Below are 18,289 nucleotides of genomic sequence, written 5' to 3'. Positions count from 1 at the left end.
CATTCCGTCCCGGCGCTCGTTTTTTTTTACATCGCCCCGGGCGGCCCCCCCCCCGGCGGGCGCGGGCGGGCCCCCCCCCCCGACGCCGGCAGCCGTACCTCTCCCGCACCGCCTGAGGGGGGAGGCGATGGCGGGCACCCGTGCCTGGCAGCGTGGGACACCTCCGCGCTGCCGGTGCCCACCACGCTCCCGGCTCCCGGGCGGCCGCCTCATCCTCCCGGGCGGCCGGGCGTCCCGGCATCCGTGATGTGCCGGGATCCGTATACGTAAAGACGGACCGGGTGCGCACGGCGGCGGTCCGTGGCATACGTACGTACGCTCCACCGGCCCCGGCGCGGTCAACCCGTCGGCGAACCGGGGAGCTCCGCCAGCGCACCGGGGATCTCCGCCCGCGAACGGAGGCCGAGCTTGGTGAGGATGCGCTCGACGTGCGTGTCCGCGGTCCGCTTGGAGATGACCAGGCGCTCTGCGACCTCCCGGTTGGAAAGGCCGCTCGCCACCAGCTCGGCGACCTGCCGTTCGCGCGGGGTGAGGGAGTCCGCGGCCCGCGCCTGCCGTGCTCCCGGCACATGGCGCGCCGACGGGGGCACGTCCAGGTCGGCGCGCACCGACTCCAGGATCTCCGTGCCCGTCATCCGCGCACCCAGGCCGTGCCAGCGCTCGAACACGGCGGTGCCGAGCGCGTCCCGCACGACGAGCTGCGTCGACTCCTGCTGTTCGAGGAGCGAGGGCAGCATCGCCACCGGGTCGCCGGTCAGCCGCCGCGCGCTCTCGGCGTACCCGAGCAGCCACGCCGCGCGGGTGTACCGGCGCTGCCCGGCCGCGTGCCAACCGAGACCCAGGCAACAGAGCGCGGCGACCAGGACGTCACCGACCTCGCTGACCGCCTCCAGGGCCCGCCGCAAGGGCGGCGCGCTCTCCTCGTGCCGCCCGGCGAGCCACAGGATGACGCCCTGCACCATCAGCGTCGACGCGTACAACTGCCGGTCCCCGGTGCCTTCGAGGCGGGCGAGGCCGGTCGCGCACAGGTCGAGTGCCCCGTCGATGTCGCCGAGCACGGCCCGCAGCAGCGAGGCCTCGTAGTGCACCACGCCGATGCCGAGCGCGTCCCCGGCCGCCACGATCCGCAGCCGCCCCCGCTCCAGTTCGGCGAGGCCCTCCTCGACCTCGCCGCCGAGCGCGCGCATCGCGCCGAGATACGGCTCGGCGAACAGCAGCACCCGCTCCTCGCCGCACCGCTCGGCGACCTCCCGAGCCTCCGCGAAGCGGCCCGGCGCCACCTCCAGATCACCGCTCCACACCCCGAGCACCCCGCCGAGCAGCAGCCCCCAGGCCCGCTCCCAGCAGTCCTCGGGCACCTGGTCGAGCCCCTTGTCGATCCAGTACCGGCCCTCCGACAGCGTCCCCGCGGCCCGCCAGAACGGGGCAAGTTGGGCGGCGAGCCACAGCCCCTGCCGGGCCCGGCCCGGGGTGGCGAAGGCGTACCCCAGCGCCGCCCGCACGTCCGTGACCTCGGCGCGCGCCGTCCGGAACAGCTCGGCCTGCGCGTCGGTGAGGAGGTCGTCCCACAGCCGCTGGCCCAGGCGCCGGTAGTACGCGAAGTGCGCCTCGCGCACGGTCGCCGTGGAGTCCGCCCCGGTCAGCCGCTCGGCGCCGTACGCGCGCAGCGTGTCCAGGAGCCGATAGCGGCCCGAGCCCGCGCCGAGGTGCTGCACCACCGACTTGTCGACAAGCCCGACCAGCGTCTCCAGGACGTCCTCCGGCGCCAGTTCGCCCCCGGCGCACACCCGCTCCGCCGTCGCGAGGTCGAAGGACCCCGCGAACACCGAGAGCCGCGCCCACAGCTCGCGCTCTTGGGGCAGACACAGCTCGTACGACCAGTCGATCGCCGTGCGCAGCGTCTGGTGCCGGGCCGGTGAGGTGCGCCGCCCGCCCGTGAGGACCCCGAAGCGCTGGTCGAGCCGGGCCACCAGATGGCCCAGGGGCACGGCCCGCAGGCGTACGGCCGCGAGTTCCAGGGCCAGCGGGATGCGGTCGAGGCGGCCCACGAGCGCGCTGAGCTGCGCCTGGTTGTCCTCGCCTGCCGTGAAGCCGGGCGCCACGGCGGTGGCGCGCTGCACGAACAGCTCCACGGCTTCCTCGACGGTGAGCGGCGCGAGGGAAAGACACTGCTCGCCGGGCACGTCCAGGGGCTGCCTGCTGGTGGCGAGCACACACGCGTCGGCGGCCTCCCGCAGCAGGACGTCGCAGAGCATCGCGCAGGCGTCGACCAGATGCTCGCAGGTGTCGAGGACGATCAGCAGCCGTCGGCCGCGCAGATGCGCCACGACCGCGTCCAGCGGCTCCATGCCCACCTGTTCGGGCAGTTCGAGGACGGCGGCGAGCGTCGCGGGCACCAGCTCCGGATCACGCAGTCCCGACAGCTCCGCCAGCCAGACGCCGTCGGGGAACCGCTCCCCGAGCCCTTCGGCCGCGCGCAGCGCCGTACGGCTCTTGCCGACGCCGCCGGGCCCCACCAGCGTGACCAGCGGAGCCTGCGCGAACGCCGCCCGCACCCGGGCGATCTCCGCGGTGCGCCCGACGAAGCTGGTCCGCTCGACGGGCAGTTGCCCACCGCGCCGCTGCCCGAAGCCGAATCCCATGACGCCCCCGTGCCCGTCGACCGCCGTGTCCGGGCCGGTCGACCGTAGTCCCGCCTGTTGTCTGAACCGCTTGTCGCGACCGCCGTACGGGATACGTACTTTCCTTTCGTACGTATGCGTACGGCGGCACAGTGTCAACGGCGCGAGGAGGGCTTCGGTGACGCCTCGGACGGTGCTGTCCGAGGCGTCACCTGCGGGGGCGTCCCTGTCCTACAGGCGGGTGTCGTCGGCGACCGGGACGGCCGGGGCGGCGGGAGCGGTCGGGGCGCTCCGGTCGGCCGAGCGCTTCGTCTTGGCCGCGGCCGGGGGCCCGGGGCTGCAGAAGGCGGGTTCGAGGGTGTTGGTCAGGCCCTGCGTCACCGAGGTGTTGTTGGAGGCGTTGCCGAAGACGACGACGGTCTTCTTGCCGTCGCGGGTGGCGAAGGACTGCGTCTGGAAGCCCTGCACGATGCCGCCGTGGCCGTACACCGTGCCGCAGGACAGCTCGATCGCGCGCAGGCCGAGACCGTAGGAGACCTTGGCGGTGGGCGTGGGCAGGGTGGTCGTCATCTGCTGCACCGACGCGTCGGAGAGCAGGCCGCCGGAGCGGCCCTTGAGCAGCTTGGTGAGGAACCGGTCCAGGTCGGCGGCGGAGGAGATGACGGCGCCCGCGCTGCCCACCCAGGAGCCGTTCTGCTCGGTGGAGTCGAGGAGCGGCTTGGTGCGGTCGTCGTTCGTCAGGTAGCCGGTGACGTGCTTCCCGGTGATGGCCTTGGAGGGGACCACGTACGAGGTCTTCTTGAGCTTGAGGGGCTCGATGATCTGCTTGCGCAGGGCCTTGGCGTAGGAGCCGCCGGTGAGGTGCTCGATCGCCATCCCGAGCAGGACGTAGTTGGTGTTGGAGTACGCGTACTTGCTGCCCGGGGTGAACTGCTTGCCGTGCTTCACCGACATCGCCACCATGTCGGCGGGCTTGTAGACGGTGTTGCGGATGCGCTCCTCGAACGCCTTGGTGGTCTCCTCGCCCTGCTGCTCGAGCAGGTCGTTGGTGTGGTCGTACACCCCGGAGCGGTGCTGCAGGACCTGGCGTCCGGTCATCTCCCAGTCCGCAGGCAGGGTGCCCGCCGGGAGGTAGTCGCGCAGCGGCTTGTCCAGGTCGATCCGGCCCTGCTCGGCGAGGCGCAGCACGAGGACGGACGTGAACATCTTGGTGTTGCTGCCGACGCGGAAGCGCCAGTTGGCGTTCATCGGCGTGCCGTCGAGGTCGGCCTTGCCGACGGCCACGCTCTGCTTGGGGCCGACGTGGTCGCGGACCTCCGCGAACGCGCCCGGCGCGCCCGCGGCGACGGTGCGCTCCAGCGCGGCGCGGACGGCCGCGGGGTCGGCCGCCGGGGCCTTGCCCCCGGTCGCCGCCTTGTCCCCGGCCGGTTGGGCCACGGCGGTGGTCGCGCCCACGGCCGCGAGCACCACGCTGGTCACAGCAACGGTCGCCGAACGAGCGAACCCAGTTCTCACCATAAGAAGTTCCCCACTTGCCTGGCGGGCCCTGGTCCCGGGCCCATGTGATCGAGATCGTAGCGGGCGACCTTCCGACCCCCTCCAACTTTTCACATTGCAAAGTTAACTGATGGCCTGTCGGAGGCGTGAGTGTGCGTGGGACCATGCTTCGACATGTGCAGTTGCGTATGCCGAATCCGGGCAATTTCAACAGGCTGAAGACGGCGTGCCGCCTTGCGGCAGGGGAGGATTGACGTGACGGACAGCGCGTTCCACGCGGACCACATCGACACGAGCGTTCCGCATCCGGCTCGGATGTACGACTGGTTCCTCGGCGGGAAGGACAACTACCCCGCGGACTGGGCGGCCGCGGAAGAAGTGGTCCGGCTGATGCCCGGCGCCAAGGAGACGGCCTGGGCCAACCGTGAGTTCATGCACCGGGCGGTGCGCTTCGTCGCCGACCAGGGGGTGCGGCAGTTCCTGGACATCGGCACCGGGATCCCCACGGAACCGAATCTCCACCAGATCGCACAGGAGGTCGCCCCCGAAGCGAGCGTGGTCTACACCGACAACGACCCCATCGTCCTGCGCCACGCCGAAGCGCTCCTGCGCGGCAGACCCGAGGGCCGCACCGCGTACGTCCAGGCCGACCTCAGGGACCCCGAGTCGATCATCACGTACGCCCGGACACACCTCGACTTCGACCGGCCGATCGCCCTGTCGCTGATCGCGCTCCTGCACTACGTGACCGACGACCAGGATCCGCAGCGCATCGTCGACACGCTCCTGGACCCCCTCGTGCCCGGCAGTTACCTCCTGCTGTCCCACGTCACCCACGAGTTCAACCCCGGCATCTGGGAGCGCATAGACGAGATCTACCGCCGTGGCGGCACCCCGGTGCGGGCGAGATCGCGCACCGAGGTCTCCGCGTTCTTCGCCGGGCTCGACCTGTGCGAGCCGGGCGTCGTCGTGGGTCCGAAGTGGCGGCCGGACCGGGCGATGAGGATTCGCGACGAGGACATGCCGGTCTATGTGGGGGTGGCGCGCAAGGTGTGAGGCGGTGGGCCGAGCCGTCGGGCGGGCGGGGGTGCTGTCAGGCGAGCGACCAGGAGAGGTCGGAGGAAGCCTGCTGGGTCAGGGCGTGGCCGAGGTCGCGTGAGGTCATGGTTCTGGGTTCCCATCCTGTGTGATCGCGCAGCTGATCCGGCTGTCCGGGCAAAATTGACACTAGGTCAACTTGACCCGGGGTTCAAGTGGCTACGATTCACTGGTCGTGTACAGCAAGCCGCACTGGAGTCCCCATGCCCGCACGCCATTTCGATGGCCCGCGACTGCGATCGGCGCGACTGGAAGCGGGGTATCGCAAACAGGCCGACCTGGCCGAGGTCCTGGGGGTCTCGCGCTCGGCGATCGCGACCTGGGAGAGCGGCCGAGGGCCCGACAGCGAGCGCCTTCCCGCCATCGCGAAGGCCGTGGGGAGGGACATCAACCTCCTCTTCCCCCGGCACGGCGCCCCCGACCTCGCCGACCTGCGGTGCGACGCCGGGTACGCGCAGTACGAGATCGAGAGGCGGGTCGGCGGCAAGGACGCCGTGGGCGAGGCCGAACGCGGCATCCGGCGCCTCGCCCCCGACACGGCCATCGCCCTGGCCGCTGCCTACGGAGTGAGCGGGGACGACCTGCGGGCCGCGGAGGACCGGTCCTTCGGCGGCGGTGAGGCGCCGATCCCCACCACGCTCGCCGAGAAGATCGCGTACCTCGTCGAGCACACCTACCCCGACCGGCAGCCCCCGTCGGACGCGGAGATCGCCCGCGGCGTCAACGCGGCCGCGGGCGCCGAAGTGATCACCGGGGAGGGTGTGGAGGGCCTGCGCACCGGCAGGCTGACCGAGACCTCACCCGTCGTCCGGCAGGGCCTGTCCCAGGTGTTCGGCGTGTCCGAGTTCTTCTTCCAGCCGAACGACCTGATGGCCCGGCAACTCGTCGAGGGCCTGCGCACCCTCAAACTGGCGCGCGCCGGCCGCATCACCCACATCGCGGCCCGAGGCCTGGGCCCCGAGGGCCTGTCGGCGGACGTGCTCGCGGTGGTGAACGACTTCGTCGACAACTTCCATGAGGAGTGGGACCCCGTCGAGGGCGGGTCCGCGGACCGCTAGCCCGGAGGGCGGACCCCGGCCGTCAGGCGCTGCCGCGCCGCTCAGCCCGGCAGCGCCCGCAGCGCGCGGGACAAGGTGACGAGTTGCTGGACGTCGGCCTCGCGGTCCCCGGCGTGCGGCATGCAGAGCGGCAGGCAGAGCGGCGTCCCGTGCTGCGGTCCGGCGTGGCCGTCGCGGACGTCCTTCGCCGCGCGCCGCAGCCGCAGGGCCAGGTCCTCGGGCGCCAGGGACTCCAGGGCCGGTTCGGCGGGTGCCGCGTGCCGCAGCTGGGGGCTGATGCGGACCAGGCCGTCGCGGCACTCCACGACCCGGCGGGTGTACGCCCGGTGAGCCCGGCGGCCCCTGGCTGTGTCCGGGAGCACCGTGTCCGGGTACGCGGTGGACAGCAGCAGCCAGAGAGGCTCCAACTGGCGGTGCACGCGCCGGTGACGGCGCCGGACGCGCCACGCCGTGAGACGGCTGTGCGCCCCCGGCCAGGTGACGCCGAGGACGAAGACCGGCGTGGAGACCACGAGGACCACGCTCGACGTGAGGGTCAGCCAGTCCGGCACGGCGACGCCTTGGGTGCGGACGACGGCGAAGCCCGAACGGACGGCGGTGGAGCCGATGTGGCCGAGGAGGCCCGCGGTGGCGAGCCAGAGGCCGACGGCTTCGTGACCGCTGGACATGCGCGCGTAGCGACGGGTCCTGCGGCACGACACGATGTACGCGTACATGAGGTACACGCCGAGGCCGAGGTAGAAGGCGGCGACCTGGGGGATCGTCATGTCGGCGCCCTGGAAGGAACTGCGCAGCGCGCTGTCCCGGGGCGCCGTCGCCGCCGCGACCGTGATGCCGCCCACGAAGCCGAGCAGCCCCAGGCCCTCCAGGCGGACCCTGCGCCGGGTCGACGGACCGTCGTCGGCGGAGTACAGGTAGAAGACCATGAGGCAATAGCTCATGCCCAGGAACAGGATGTCCGCCACGAGCTTCGCCGCGCCGACGCCGAGCGCGCCGTCGACGCCCGACCTGCCGCCCTCGCTGGTCAGCAGATAGGGCACCGCGGCGCACGCCAGGCACAGCGTCAGCCAGCGCAACGGCAGACTCCGCGGCGCACGGCAGACCTGGTAGAGCTTCCAGACCGTCGCGACCGCCAGGGCCAGGCAGAAGAACCCGAAGTACATCTACAGCCACCCGCGGCTGTCGCCAAGGGCGGAATGGACCCTGCGCAGTTCGGGGTCGGTGGCCGGGGCGGGCGCCACGCCGTCGAGGACCAGCGCCCACTCCATGACGATCGTCGCGGCCAGCTCCGCCTCGCACTCCTGCCCGTCGTCGTAGGCGCAGCGCCCCATGACCCGCCGCACCGCTTCGGGGCCGAGTCCGGGCACGGTACGCGTCCACGCGTCCCACTGGTCGCCGCCCGGGCCGGTCGTGTGGTTGCCGCAGATGTGGCCCATCACCTCGTGCAGGATGATGTGGTCCTGGTGCATCGGGGACGTGTGCTGCTGATAGAGCACCAGGTCGGCGCGGGGGGTGTAGACCCACAGTCCCAGCGGGCCGGGGACGGGCAGCGGATGGGGGCGCAGGACGAGGGGGCGCTGCCGCTGCCGCTCCACCGCCCGGCACAGGGCGGCGACGCTCAGCGGGGGCTGGACGTCCAGGTCGCGAAGCTGCCGACGCAGCCGCCGTCGCAGCGCCCGCTCCGCCGACCGCTCGCGGCGGGCGGCCAGGAGCCGGTGGGTCAACAGGCCGAGCGTTCCGCCCCGGTGATCCGCCGCACCGGCTCGTGCCGTGCCGACTGCCGCTGTGCCGAGGTCCGTCGCGCCTGGGCGCTCCTCGTTCCCCACGGGCCCCACGGGATCGACGCTGGGCGGCATCGGCACCTCGCTACCTTCTTCCTGGGCGGGCTCGCGCTGCGCGCATCGACCCGTGACGCGTCGATGGAAGCCTGTCGACGGAAGTGTAAGGACACCATGGGTGGCCTTAATCCCGGCATTTAGTAAGATCTCTGACTTTTGGTGCTACTCTCCGTTGCGATTCGGCAATCATGAGCAACGTGTAGAGGTGTGCGTGAAGGTCGTCTGCGTCGGAGGCGGGCCCGCGGGCCTGTACCTCTCCATCCTGCTGAAGCGTCAGGACCCGTCCGCCGAGATCACCGTGTACGAACGCAACCCGGAAGGCTCGACCTACGGGTGGGGCGTCACGTACTGGCGCGGACTTCTCGACAAGCTGCACGCGCACGACCCCGAGTCCGCGCGCGCCGTCGAGGAGCACTCCGTGCGGTGGCACGACGGGGTCGCCCACGTACGGGACCTGACGACCCGCCACCACGGGGACGAGGGCTTCGGGATCGGCAGGCACCGGCTGCTGCGGATCCTCGCCGACCGGGCCCGGTCCCTCGGCGTGCGCCTCGAGTTCGCGCACGAGATGGAGGTCGGCGCGCTGCCGTCCGACGCCGATCTCGTCGTCGCCGGCGACGGGCTGCACAGCACCCTGCGGACGGACGCCGCCGACCACTTCGGCACCGAGGTCAGGGCCGGACGCAACCACTACACCTGGCTCGGCACCACCAAGGTCTTCGACGCCTTCCACTTCGCCTTCGTGGAGACCGAGCACGGCTGGGTCTGGTGCTACGCCTACGCGTACGGCCCCGAGGGCAGCACCTGCGTCGTCGAGTGCGCCCCCGAGACCTGGAGCGGCCTCGGCCTCGACCGCGCGGACGAGGCCGACGGACTCGCGCTCCTCGAAGGCCTCTTCGCCGACCTCCTCGACGGCCACCGCCTCATCGGCCGCTCCGCCACCGACGGCCGCCCCCAGTGGCTGACCTTCCGCACCCTCACCAACCAGCGCTGGTACCGCGACAACGTCGTCCTGCTCGGCGACGCCGCCCACACCACGCACTACTCCATCGGCGCCGGTACGACCCTCGCCCTGGAGGACGCCATCGCGCTCGCCGACGCCCTGCGCGCGCACCCGGACCTCCCCGACGCCCTCGCCGCGTACGAGCAGGAGCGCAAGTCCGCCCTCCTGCCCCTGCAGAGCGCGGCCCGCTACAGCGCCCAGTGGTACGAGAACCTGCCCCGCTACGTCCAACTGCCGCCGCACCGCATGTTCGCCCTGCTCGGCCAGCGGCACTCACCGCTCCTCCCGCACATCCCGCCGCAGCTCTACTACGGCCTCGACAAGGCCGTGGGGCAGCTGACGGCACTGCGTCGGCTCAAGCGCTGGCTCGGCCCGAAGGTCGCACGGGCCGCGCAGACGCGCGCGCCGGTCTCCCGGTAGGGGCTTGTCCCGGGTCCCGCCCTGGTGGGGGCGCGGCCCGGGCGCCGGAGGCCGCTTCGTAGAGTTGGCGCCATGCCGGTGGAATCCCCCCTGATACAGAGCCTGCGGACTGCCGTCGCCGCGGCGCCCGACGACGTCCCCCTGCGGCTGCACCTGGCCGCGCTGCTCCTGGACGCGGGGCACGGCGACGCCGCGGTCGCCGAGACGGCCGTCGCGCTGCAGCACGCGCCCGGGGACGCCGAGGCCCGGCGGCTGATGGCGCGGGCGATGGGGTTGGGAGGGCCGGAGGTCGCGCCCGCTGCGACCGCTGAGGCCGCGCCCGCGCCGGAGGCCGTGCCCGCGCCGCAGACAGCTCCCGCGCCGGATGCCCCTCCCGCTCCGCAGGCCGCACCCCCGCAGGCGCCCCCGCCCGCTCCCGGGCCCGACTCCGCGCCCGCACGCCCGGGCTTCGACTGGAAGGCCGCCCAGGACCAGGTCGGCGACGTGCTTCCGCCCCGGTTCGTCGAGGCGCCGCTCACCGTCGACGGGAGCGGGGACGCCGGGGACGCCGCCGCGTGGGACGTGGAGCGGCCCGGCGCGGTCCGGCTCGCCGACGTCGGCGGCATGCACGAGGTCAAGGAGCGCCTGGAGGCCGCGTTCCTCGCGCCGCTGCGCAACCCCGAGCTGCGGCGCGTGTACGGCAAGAGCCTGCGCGGCGGGCTCCTGCTGTACGGCCCGCCCGGCTGCGGCAAGACCTTCATCGCGCGGGCCGTCGCCGGTGAACTCGGCGCCGCGTTCCTGTCGGTGTCGGTCAACGACGTCCTCGACATGTGGATCGGCAACTCCGAGCGCAACATGCACGAGATCTTCCGCACCGCGCGCCGCCAGGCCCCGTGCGTGGTCTTCCTCGACGAGCTGGACGCGCTCGGCGGCAAGCGCAGCCGCAGCCAGAGCAGCGGCATGCGCAACACCGTCAACCAGCTCCTGACCGAGCTGGACGGCGTCGACGCGGGCGCCAACGAGGGCGTGTTCGTCCTCGCCGCCACCAACGTGCCCTGGGACGTGGACATCGCGCTGCGCCGCCCGGGCCGCCTCGACCGCACCCTGCTCGTCCTGCCGCCCGACGGCCCGGCCCGCGAGGCGATCCTCCGCTACCACCTGCGGGACCGGCCCATCGAGAACGTCGACCTGGGCAAGCTCGTCAAGGCCACCGACGGCCTCTCCGGCGCCGACCTGGCCCACGTGTGCGAGGCCGCGGCCGAGAGCGCGCTCCTCGACTCGGCGCGCACCGGCACCGTGCGCCTCATCGGCATGAAGGACCTGCTCGCCGCCGCGCGGCAGGTCCTGCCCTCCACCGAGCCGTGGTTCGCGTCGGCGCGCAACGTGGCGATGTACGCCAACGACGGCGGCATGTACGACGACCTGGTGGCCCACCTCAAGAAGAAGCGGAAGCTGTGACCACGATCCACCCCGCCGTCGAGCGGGCCGACGCCCTCATCGACCTGGCACGGTACGACGAAGCGAGCGCGCTGCTCGCCCAGCGCATCGCCGAGGACCCGGCCGACGTCCGCGCCTGGGCCAAACTCTCCCGCTGCCACCTCGACGCGGGCCGCCCGGACGAGGCACTCGCGGCGGCCGACGAGGCCCTCAAGCTCGACCCGGAGGACGTGGGCGGGCTCCTCATGCGGTCCTACGCGCTGCGCAGGGTGGGCGGCGCCCGCATGCCCGAGGTCGAGCAGGTCCTGCGTGAAGTCGTCCGCATCGCCCCGGAGTACTGGCTCGGCCACGCGCTCCTCGCCGACGTCGTGTTCATCACGAACATCGTCAGCCGCGGCCAGGCCGGCGGCGGTCAGGTCTCGCGCGAGGACATGGACATATCGGCGCGCCTCGCCGAAGAGCACGTCCAGGAGGCGCTGCGCCTGGCGCCCGAGGAGGTCTACGGCTACGAGGTCGCGTACAAGATCGCGTCGATCTCGGGCAACGGCACCGCCGCCGACCAGCTCGACCTCGCCATCCTGAGGCTCGACCCCAACCACCCGCAGGCCCTGGAGCGGCAGACCCGCAAGGCCGCCGACACCCCCGGCGTGAAGGCCGTGGAGGCCGCCGACCTGTACGCGGCCGGGCTCGCCGCCGCGCCGGACTCAAAGGGGCTGCGGCGAGGCCTCGACCACGCCACGTACCGCATGCTGCGCGGCGTGCGCTGGCTCGCCCTGCTGTGCCTCGGCCTCGGCGCCGCGATGATCGACCTGTTCGCCGTCGACGGCGAGACGCAGCGGGAACTGCCCGTCGAGCTCGGCCAGCGGCTGTGGTTCCTGGTCCCGATGAGCGCGATCTGGGCCGTCGGCGCCCTGCTGCGCTACCGCCGTCGGCGCACCGGCGTCCAGCTCAACGTCCAGTCGCTGCTCCGGCGCGGCCGCTGGGCCCGCGTCGTGGTCGCCCAGGCGGCCTGGGCCATGCTCTGCACCCTCGTCGTCACCCAGGTGCCGTGGTCCGACCGGGCCGTGCCGACGGTGCTGTTCTGGGCCGGTCTCGCGCCGACGTTCGCCACGGTGTGGTTCGACCGGAGGAAGACGGGCTGAGCGGGCCGGGGCGGCCCGCGCTCGGCCACGGACATTGGATACTGGCTGCTGACAGCCCTGCCCGTCCAGCTGACAGCTCCGCCCCTCCAGGAGAAGCGCCGTGAGTGAATTCGAGGCGATCGACGCGCTGCTCGCGGCCGCGCCCGACGCCACCCCGCTGCCCCCCGCCGAGCGGCGCCGGCTGCTGCGCGAGGAGCTCGGCCTGTCGCGGGCCCAGGTCGCCCGCGCCATGGGGGTCAGCTCGTCGACGCTCGCGGCGTGGGAGGCGGGGCGCGATCCCAGTGGGGAACTGCGCGGCCGGTACGTGTACTTCCTTCAGCAGGCCGAGGAGCGGCACGGCCTGCGCGGGGAGGAGCGGGGCGGTGCCTCGGACGACCCGGTCGGGTCGGGCTCCGGACCGACGGCAACGGAATCGGCAGCACCGGCAGCGGAATCGGCAGCACCGGCAGCGGCGGTGCCGGAAGCCGCCGCGACGCAGACCGCGCCCACCGGTTCTGCGCCTGCCGGTTGCGTAGCCGCCGATGACCAGGACGAACTCGCCGAGCCCCGCCCCTGCGTGCTGTGCGGTCAGCCCGCCCGGCATCAGGTGGAGGGCTATCCGCAGCATCTGGACCCCGCAGAGTGCGCCGCTCCCGCACCGGAGCCCGCGGCCGAGCCCCCGGCCTCCGCGCCGGAGTCCCGGGCTCCCGCACCCAGGCAGGCCCCGACCACCGCACCGCAGCGTGTCGTGCGCAGCCCCGGCCGCGGCATGAAGGTCGTCCCGGTGGGGCGACGCGCGCGGGCCGCGTCCGACGTGCCCGACCTGATCGGTGACGCGGTCGCCGGGGCGCTCGACGAGCACTCCGGCGACGTGGAGGCGGCCACGGCGGCGCTGGTGAAGCGGGCGATCCCGGACGCCATGGCGCTGCTCGACGAGACCCGCAAGGGCGCCCGTTACGACGTCGTCGCCCACCCCTGGGTCCCCGACATCCTGCGCAAGCAGACGGCGCGCGGCGCCGACCGGATCTGGGAGGGCCGCCCCAAGTGGACCCGCGGCGAACTGCCGCCCGGCGCCCACGAGGTGACGGCGCTCGACATCAACGGCGCCTATCTCTCCGCCCTCAAGACCCACCTGCCGATCGGCCAGCTGGAGCACTCCACCGGCTTCGACCACGACCACCGCCGCGCGGGCGTCCACCTCGTCACCCCGCCCGACTGGCACCACGACGACGTGCTGCCCAACCCGCTGGGCAACCGCGACGAACCGGGCCCCCTGTGGGTCACGGAGCCCACCCTCCGGCTGCTCCTCCGCCTGTCGGGTCCCAAGTACGGGCTGTGCGAACCGCCGGAGATCCACGAGTCGTTCACGTCCGGCGCCACCGAGAACCTCCTGGAGAAGTTCCGTGTCGCCCTGAAGGACGCCCGGGACGCGGCGATCGCCGCTGCGGACGAGGTGACGCTGGAGTACGTCAAGGCGATGTACTCGAAGTTCGTCTCGACGATGGGCGAGTCCAACTACAACCGTGAGCTGTACCGCCCCGACTGGATGCACCTCATCCGCTCCCAGGCGTTCTCCAACCTCTGGACGAAGGCGTACAAGGCGCACCGCGAAGGCCTCGCCGTCGTGCGCGCCATGGGTACGGACGAGCTGCACGTCATCGGCGACTGGCGGGCCGTGTTCCCCGAGGGGCGCGGGGTGACCGAGGTGAAGGTCAAGGACACCTACACCGTCGGATCCCCGGGAGGTGAAGGCCGGTCGGACGCGGATCAGTAGCGCCGCACCTCGACGACCTGATCGCCGTCGGGTACGTCGGTGACCGTCACCGCGTCCGTCGGCACACCGAGCCCCCGCGCCGCCGCCGCCGCGAGCCCGGCGAAGTCCCGGCCCGCGGGCACGGGGACCTCCTCGCCCTCGCCGTGGCTCTCGATCGCCTTGGTGAAGTACGCCGGATGCCAGGCCCCGACGGCGCCCCTGACCTCCACGGACGCCACCTCGCGCCCGCCCACCAGGGACTTGGCCCGGTCCAGGATCTGGTCCGAGCGCAGCTCGCCGGGGACCTGGAACAGGCTCGCGTGCGCGCCGACCGCACCGCCCGAGCGGAGCTGGACGGTGACGGTCAGACAGCTGGTGACGCTGGGGTACAGGAGCGTCCCGCCGGGCGCCGCCTCCTTGACCTGGCCCTCCGTCACCACGGTCGTCGCCGCCACGGCGTTGTGGGCGGCGGCCGGGGCCGCGGCCCCGTGGGCGGCCGGACCGGCGCCCTCGACCGCGTGGGCCGGGACCGCGCCCGCGAGACAGGCCACGACCGCCGCACCGGCCACCACGGCCGCCGCGGAGAGGCGCCGGGTACGCCCGACCGCCGCCGCGCCGAGGGGCGCGGACCCGGCGTACGCCTGCGACTTCACATGTTCACGTGGGGACAAGGGACAACTCCTGGCTGAGAGGTCCGTGGGCCGCGACCGATCACTCTATGTCCTGCTATGACGAGCGCCGCGCCCACCACCGCGCCGCCCCGGAGGTGTCCCGCAGGGCGTTGGTGGCACAGTGAACCTCGCCGCCGGCCAGGTGCGCCCAGGCGAAGTTCTCCACCCAGTGCACGCGCACCCCGCCCGTGGCCAGCGCCTTCTCGGCCGCCGCGCGGAACAGGTCGCGGCCGCGGAGGCGGGGACCGTGGGGGTCGGGTGCGGCGTAGTCACGGCTGGTCAGGGACAGGCCGTTGGCGATGCTGGGGGAGAGGGCGACCGCGCCCTCGGGGATCTCGGGGTGGACGGTGGCCATGGTGTAGAGCACGGGCAGGCGCACCAGGTCGCGCTCGGTGAGGCCGGTCTCCTTCAGCAGGGCACGGATCTGACCGTCGATGTGGCCCGCGGCCTTGGCGTTGTCGGCGAGGAACTTGTCGTCGGCCAGGAGCTCGTCGACGGTCGGCTTGTCGGGCATGGTCGTCGCGGCGAACATCCGCTGTCCGCCCTGGCCCTCGCGCTGGGTGCGCCGCAACAGGTCGAGGGCCTGGCGCGGGTCGGCGACGGCGAGCGTCCAGCCGCGTTCGTTGTCCGCCCGCACCACGTGCACGGTCTCGTCCACGTGGCCGACGAGCAGCCACGACGTGTCGATGGTGAGGGAGGGCTGCTGGGCCTGTGCCTCGATCATCTTCACGTACGACGCGTCCGGCTGCCGGAGCGGATCGGTGCCGTACAGGACCCGCCCCTGCGGATACCCCGGAGAGGGCGGCAGGGACTCGAAGTTGCCGGTGGCGTTCTGCAGGTCCAGGCCGTCCGGCTCGCGGCCCGGCGTGAACTGCTGCACGACGCCGACGTCAGGACCCCGGAAGTGACGGAACAGCAGCCGCCCGGACCGGCTGAGGGTCGTCTTGCCGCCCGTGGGCGCCATCCACTTCATGGGGCTGCGGAGCAGGACGCGCATGGTGTGCACCCGGCCGCCGGGCGCGGGCACGCTCGCGACGGTCGGCTCCACCATGTCCTGCCGCCAGATGTCGCGCCACCACTGCCGGGTGCCGGCCGTGAACGTCACGTCCCGGTCGGCGAGCCCCGCGGCGCGCGCGGCCCGGCGCAGGGAGGAGGCGAACGGCTTCCACTCGCGCGGCTGGTAGCCGTTGCCGGGGCCTCCGGAGCCGGGGATGGCGCCGCTGCCGGGGCCCGGCTTGGCGGCGAAGACGCTCTGGGCGCGCTGGAGGTCGTTCTGGAACAGTACGGGCGCCACCTTCAGGCGCACGTGGTCGGAGCTCCGGTGTCCCTGGCCGCGCACGGTGAGCGTCACGTCGACCTGGCCGTTCCAGCGGCGCTGGTCACGGACGATGTCGCGGCCCTCCAGGGCGAGTTCGACCCCGGCGCGCAGCTCGGCGGCGGTGAGGGGGCCGCGCAGGACGCGCAGGTGGCCGTCGCGCTTGACGAAGAGGCGGACGTACGGGCGTTGCGCCGCGGGCACCGTGACGTGGCCCGTCGCGTCGTCGCCCACCGCCGTGGGCGCGATGCGCAGCGGCGCCAGATCGGCGGCGTCGCGCGGCCCGTTGACCTTCTCGTCGGCCGCGTCGTGACAGGCGGCGAGGCGGGTGTCCACGGCCGGGTCGATACGGTCCAGGTCGCCGGGGCGGGTCCGGCAGCGCCGCGAGTCGTCGTCGACGTTCGCGAGGAACACCGCGCCGCGCCCCGGCCGCCAGGCGTCCTCCCCGGCCTCGTCCGTGTCGCCGGTGACGTCCACGCGGCCGTCCTGGTTCACGTCGGCGCGCAGGTCCGCGCGCCGGTCGGCGCCGGGCGGGCGCTCCGTGGCGGTCGCCGGTGGTCCGGCGAGGGCGGTGGCGGCAAGCAGGGTGACGGTGACGGCCGTTGTGGTGCGCTGCGTGCGTGATCTCGATGCCTTGGGCACGACGGGGCCTCCTTGAGGCGACGGGTGCGAGCAGGTGTGAGCAGGTGTGAGCAGGTACGGGCAGGGGTGAAGCACGTGTGAGCACGTGGGGAGAATGTCCGCATTCCATGCTCGTCCGTGCCGAGGGGCCGTTCATCGTGCCGAGTGCGGAGCCCGCAGGTACATCGATGGGGCTAGCGTGCCGCCGCCCTGTCCTCCTCCGGGTGTGGCCCCGGCCCTGTGTCCGTCATCCCCGCCGGTGCGGCCGTCGGGGCGGTCCCGGGCGCGGCGGTGAAAGTGCCGTGAAGATCCGCACAACCGTTCCCACGCCTCGCGGGTCTTGGGGATGCAAACCATCGACTTCCCAGAGGGGGAACGGACGTGCGCAGCCACATCCGTCGCACGATCGTGGTCGCCGCGGCGGTCACGACGGTCACGACACTCACCGGGGGGCTGCCGGGCCTCCCCGGCGCCCAGGAGGCCCGGGCCGCCGCGGGCCCCGCGCCCACCCGGTACGCCGACGACTTCAACGGCGACGGGTACCACGACCTCGCGATCGGCGCCCCGGACGGTGCCGTGAACGTCCCCGGCGCGGACGGCACCACCGCCCGGGCCCTGAACGCGGGCTACGTCACCGTCTCGTACGGCTCGAAGAACGGCGCCCAGAAGACCGGCCTGAAGGCCGTCACCCAGAACAGCCCCGGTGTTCCCGGCGACGCGAAGCAGAACCAGGTGTTCGGCCGGACGCTCGCGAACGGCGACTTCAACGCCGACGGCTACGCGGACCTCGCCGTCGCGTCCCGCTCCGAGGGCCGCGACCAGGTCACGCTGCTCTGGGGCAGCCGCACCGGCCTCAAGGGCGGCACCACGATGCCCGGAAGCGAGGCCGGACCCGGATTCGGCTCGGTCCTGAAGGCCGGTGACTTCACCGGGGACGGCAAGACCGACCTGATCGTCGGCTACTCCATGGCGATCCGCCTGCACAAGGGCCCGTTCAAGGCGGACGGCTCGCCCGCGTCGGCCAGGACGGTGGATGTCGGCGCCTCGTTCGGCTACGCCGACGCACAGAAGCGACTGGCCGTCGGCCGGATCAACAAGGGCGCCAGCGACGACCTCGTGGTCCTCGGCGAGGAGCGCAGGCGGGGCCGGGTGCTGCTCGGCGGGGCGTCCGGGCTGCGCAGGACCGATGCCACCGTCCGCGGTGGAAACAGCGTCGCGATCGGCGACTTCGACAAGGACGGGTACGGCGACATCGCGGTGGGCGACTCGACGTACGTACGCGACTCCGAGCGCCACGCGGGCCGCGTCCAGGTCCAGTACGGCTCCTCCGGAGGCGTGGACGAGAACCGCGCGGCCAAGGTCTTCACCGAGGACAGCCCCGGTGTCCCCGGCGGTGTGGAGGCGGGCGACAGCTTCGGCATCGACGTCGCCGCGGGCGACCTCGACCGGGACGGCTACGCGGACCTGGTCGTGGGCGCTCCCGGTGAGCGGCACGCCACCTGCGAGCACTGCTACATCAGCGGGGGCGGCCTGTACGCGCTCAAGGGCTCGAAGAAGGGCCTGACCGGCACCGGCGCCGTGTTCACCGGCTACAACGCGCCCGGCCTGCCCCGTCCCGCGGGTGTCTACCGCATCCCCCAGCTGCTCAAGATCACGGATCTGAACGGGGACAAGCAGCCCGAGATCACCGTCCCGGTCCGGGCGAACGCGTCGGAGGTCTGGTCGGTCGGAACGAAGGGCGGCAAGATCGCCGGGACCGCGCCGACGCGTGTGGTGAAGCCGCCGGTGGACTCCGAGGTCCCGTGGCCCGGCAACGCGTTCGGCGTGATCGCCCGCTGACCGGTTCCGTACCGCTCG

At 73.1% G+C, this 18,289-nt stretch carries 13 protein-coding genes; 7 read left to right on the top strand and 6 right to left on the bottom strand.

Annotated elements, in window-relative coordinates; genetic code table 11:
* Positions 1 to 338: 338 nt before the first annotated feature.
* Positions 339 to 2,642, bottom strand: coding sequence for a LuxR C-terminal-related transcriptional regulator (locus tag ACFVHO_RS06490; protein WP_385710851.1), 2,304 nt, complete (start codon positions 2,640 to 2,642; stop codon positions 339 to 341).
* Positions 2,643 to 2,852: 210 nt separating this feature from the next.
* Positions 2,853 to 4,100, bottom strand: a complete 1,248-nt coding sequence (locus tag ACFVHO_RS06485) for a serine hydrolase domain-containing protein (RefSeq protein WP_385710850.1) — start codon at positions 4,098 to 4,100, stop codon at positions 2,853 to 2,855.
* Positions 4,101 to 4,373: 273 nt separating this feature from the next.
* Here ACFVHO_RS06485 and ACFVHO_RS06480 point away from each other — a divergent pair, with 273 nt between their 5' ends.
* Together ACFVHO_RS06480 and ACFVHO_RS06475 are read left to right on the top strand one after the other, a co-directional pair.
* Positions 4,374 to 5,174: an SAM-dependent methyltransferase gene (locus ACFVHO_RS06480; protein ID WP_385710848.1), complete on the top strand. Its 801-nt coding sequence runs from the start codon at positions 4,374 to 4,376 to the stop codon at positions 5,172 to 5,174.
* Positions 5,175 to 5,419: 245 nt separating this feature from the next.
* A complete protein-coding gene (locus tag ACFVHO_RS06475; RefSeq protein ID WP_385710846.1) occupies positions 5,420 to 6,274 on the top strand; it encodes a helix-turn-helix domain-containing protein in 855 nt (284 codons plus the stop codon).
* A 41-nt stretch (positions 6,275 to 6,315) separates the two neighbouring features.
* On the opposite strand, the gene ACFVHO_RS06470 is transcribed toward ACFVHO_RS06475, so the two are convergent.
* Positions 6,316 to 7,437 carry an MAB_1171c family putative transporter gene (locus tag ACFVHO_RS06470; RefSeq protein ID WP_385710844.1) on the bottom strand — a complete coding sequence of 374 codons (1,122 nt, stop codon included), beginning with the start codon at positions 7,435 to 7,437 and terminating at the stop codon, positions 6,316 to 6,318.
* Positions 7,438 to 7,998: a hypothetical protein gene (locus tag ACFVHO_RS06465; RefSeq protein WP_385710842.1), complete on the bottom strand. Its 561-nt coding sequence runs from the start codon at positions 7,996 to 7,998 to the stop codon at positions 7,438 to 7,440.
* Between the two features lie 325 nt (positions 7,999 to 8,323).
* On the opposite strand from ACFVHO_RS06465, the gene ACFVHO_RS06460 reads away from it, so the two are divergent.
* The 4 genes from ACFVHO_RS06460 to ACFVHO_RS06445 all read left to right on the top strand — a co-directional run bounded on the left by ACFVHO_RS06460 (position 8,324) and on the right by ACFVHO_RS06445 (position 13,846).
* On the top strand, positions 8,324 to 9,535 hold the full coding sequence (locus tag ACFVHO_RS06460) for an FAD-dependent monooxygenase (RefSeq protein WP_385710863.1): 1,212 nt from the start codon (positions 8,324 to 8,326) through the stop codon (positions 9,533 to 9,535).
* A gap of 72 nt (positions 9,536 to 9,607) precedes the next feature.
* Positions 9,608 to 10,972, top strand: coding sequence for an ATP-binding protein (locus ACFVHO_RS06455; protein WP_385710840.1), 1,365 nt, complete (start codon positions 9,608 to 9,610; stop codon positions 10,970 to 10,972).
* On the top strand, positions 10,969 to 12,093 hold the full coding sequence (locus tag ACFVHO_RS06450; RefSeq protein WP_385710838.1) for a tetratricopeptide repeat protein: 1,125 nt from the start codon (positions 10,969 to 10,971) through the stop codon (positions 12,091 to 12,093). The genes ACFVHO_RS06455 and ACFVHO_RS06450 overlap by 4 nt, the downstream gene beginning before the upstream one ends.
* A 100-nt stretch (positions 12,094 to 12,193) precedes the next feature.
* On the top strand, positions 12,194 to 13,846 hold the full coding sequence (locus ACFVHO_RS06445) for a helix-turn-helix domain-containing protein (RefSeq protein ID WP_385710836.1): 1,653 nt from the start codon (positions 12,194 to 12,196) through the stop codon (positions 13,844 to 13,846).
* Here ACFVHO_RS06445 and ACFVHO_RS06440 read toward each other — a convergent pair.
* Complete coding sequence (locus ACFVHO_RS06440) at positions 13,840 to 14,496, bottom strand: hypothetical protein (RefSeq protein WP_385710835.1); 657 nt, start codon at positions 14,494 to 14,496, stop codon at positions 13,840 to 13,842. The genes ACFVHO_RS06445 and ACFVHO_RS06440 overlap by 7 nt on opposite strands.
* A gap of 55 nt (positions 14,497 to 14,551) precedes the next feature.
* Positions 14,552 to 16,453 carry a protein-arginine deiminase family protein gene (locus ACFVHO_RS06435; RefSeq protein ID WP_385710834.1) on the bottom strand — a complete coding sequence of 634 codons (1,902 nt, stop codon included), beginning with the start codon at positions 16,451 to 16,453 and terminating at the stop codon, positions 14,552 to 14,554.
* 360 nt (positions 16,454 to 16,813) lie between these two features.
* Here ACFVHO_RS06435 and ACFVHO_RS06430 point away from each other — a divergent pair, with 360 nt between their 5' ends.
* The gene (locus tag ACFVHO_RS06430; protein WP_385710833.1) at positions 16,814 to 18,271 is read left to right on the top strand and encodes an FG-GAP-like repeat-containing protein; all 1,458 of its coding nucleotides are present in this window, start codon (positions 16,814 to 16,816) and stop codon (positions 18,269 to 18,271) included.
* Positions 18,272 to 18,289: the final 18 nt, after the last annotated feature.

It is taken from the genome of Streptomyces sp. NPDC127108, assembly GCF_042677545.1.
In the GTDB taxonomy this organism is placed as follows: domain Bacteria; phylum Actinomycetota; class Actinomycetes; order Streptomycetales; family Streptomycetaceae; genus Streptomyces.
The sequence above is the reverse complement of the archived record's forward strand: the minus strand, read 5'-3'. Positions and strand labels throughout refer to the sequence as shown.

What these genes read in the sequence shown, in the direction of transcription:
- ACFVHO_RS06490 (WP_385710851.1), bottom strand. Translation starts at nt 2,642, where the DNA reads ATGGGATTCGGCTTCGGGCAGCGGCGCGGTGGGCAACTGCCCGTCGAG.
- ACFVHO_RS06475 (WP_385710846.1), top strand. Translation starts at nt 5,420, where the DNA reads ATGCCCGCACGCCATTTCGATGGCCCGCGACTGCGATCGGCGCGACTG.
- ACFVHO_RS06470 (WP_385710844.1), bottom strand. Translation starts at nt 7,437, where the DNA reads ATGTACTTCGGGTTCTTCTGCCTGGCCCTGGCGGTCGCGACGGTCTGG.
- ACFVHO_RS06455 (WP_385710840.1), top strand. Translation starts at nt 9,608, where the DNA reads ATGCCGGTGGAATCCCCCCTGATACAGAGCCTGCGGACTGCCGTCGCC.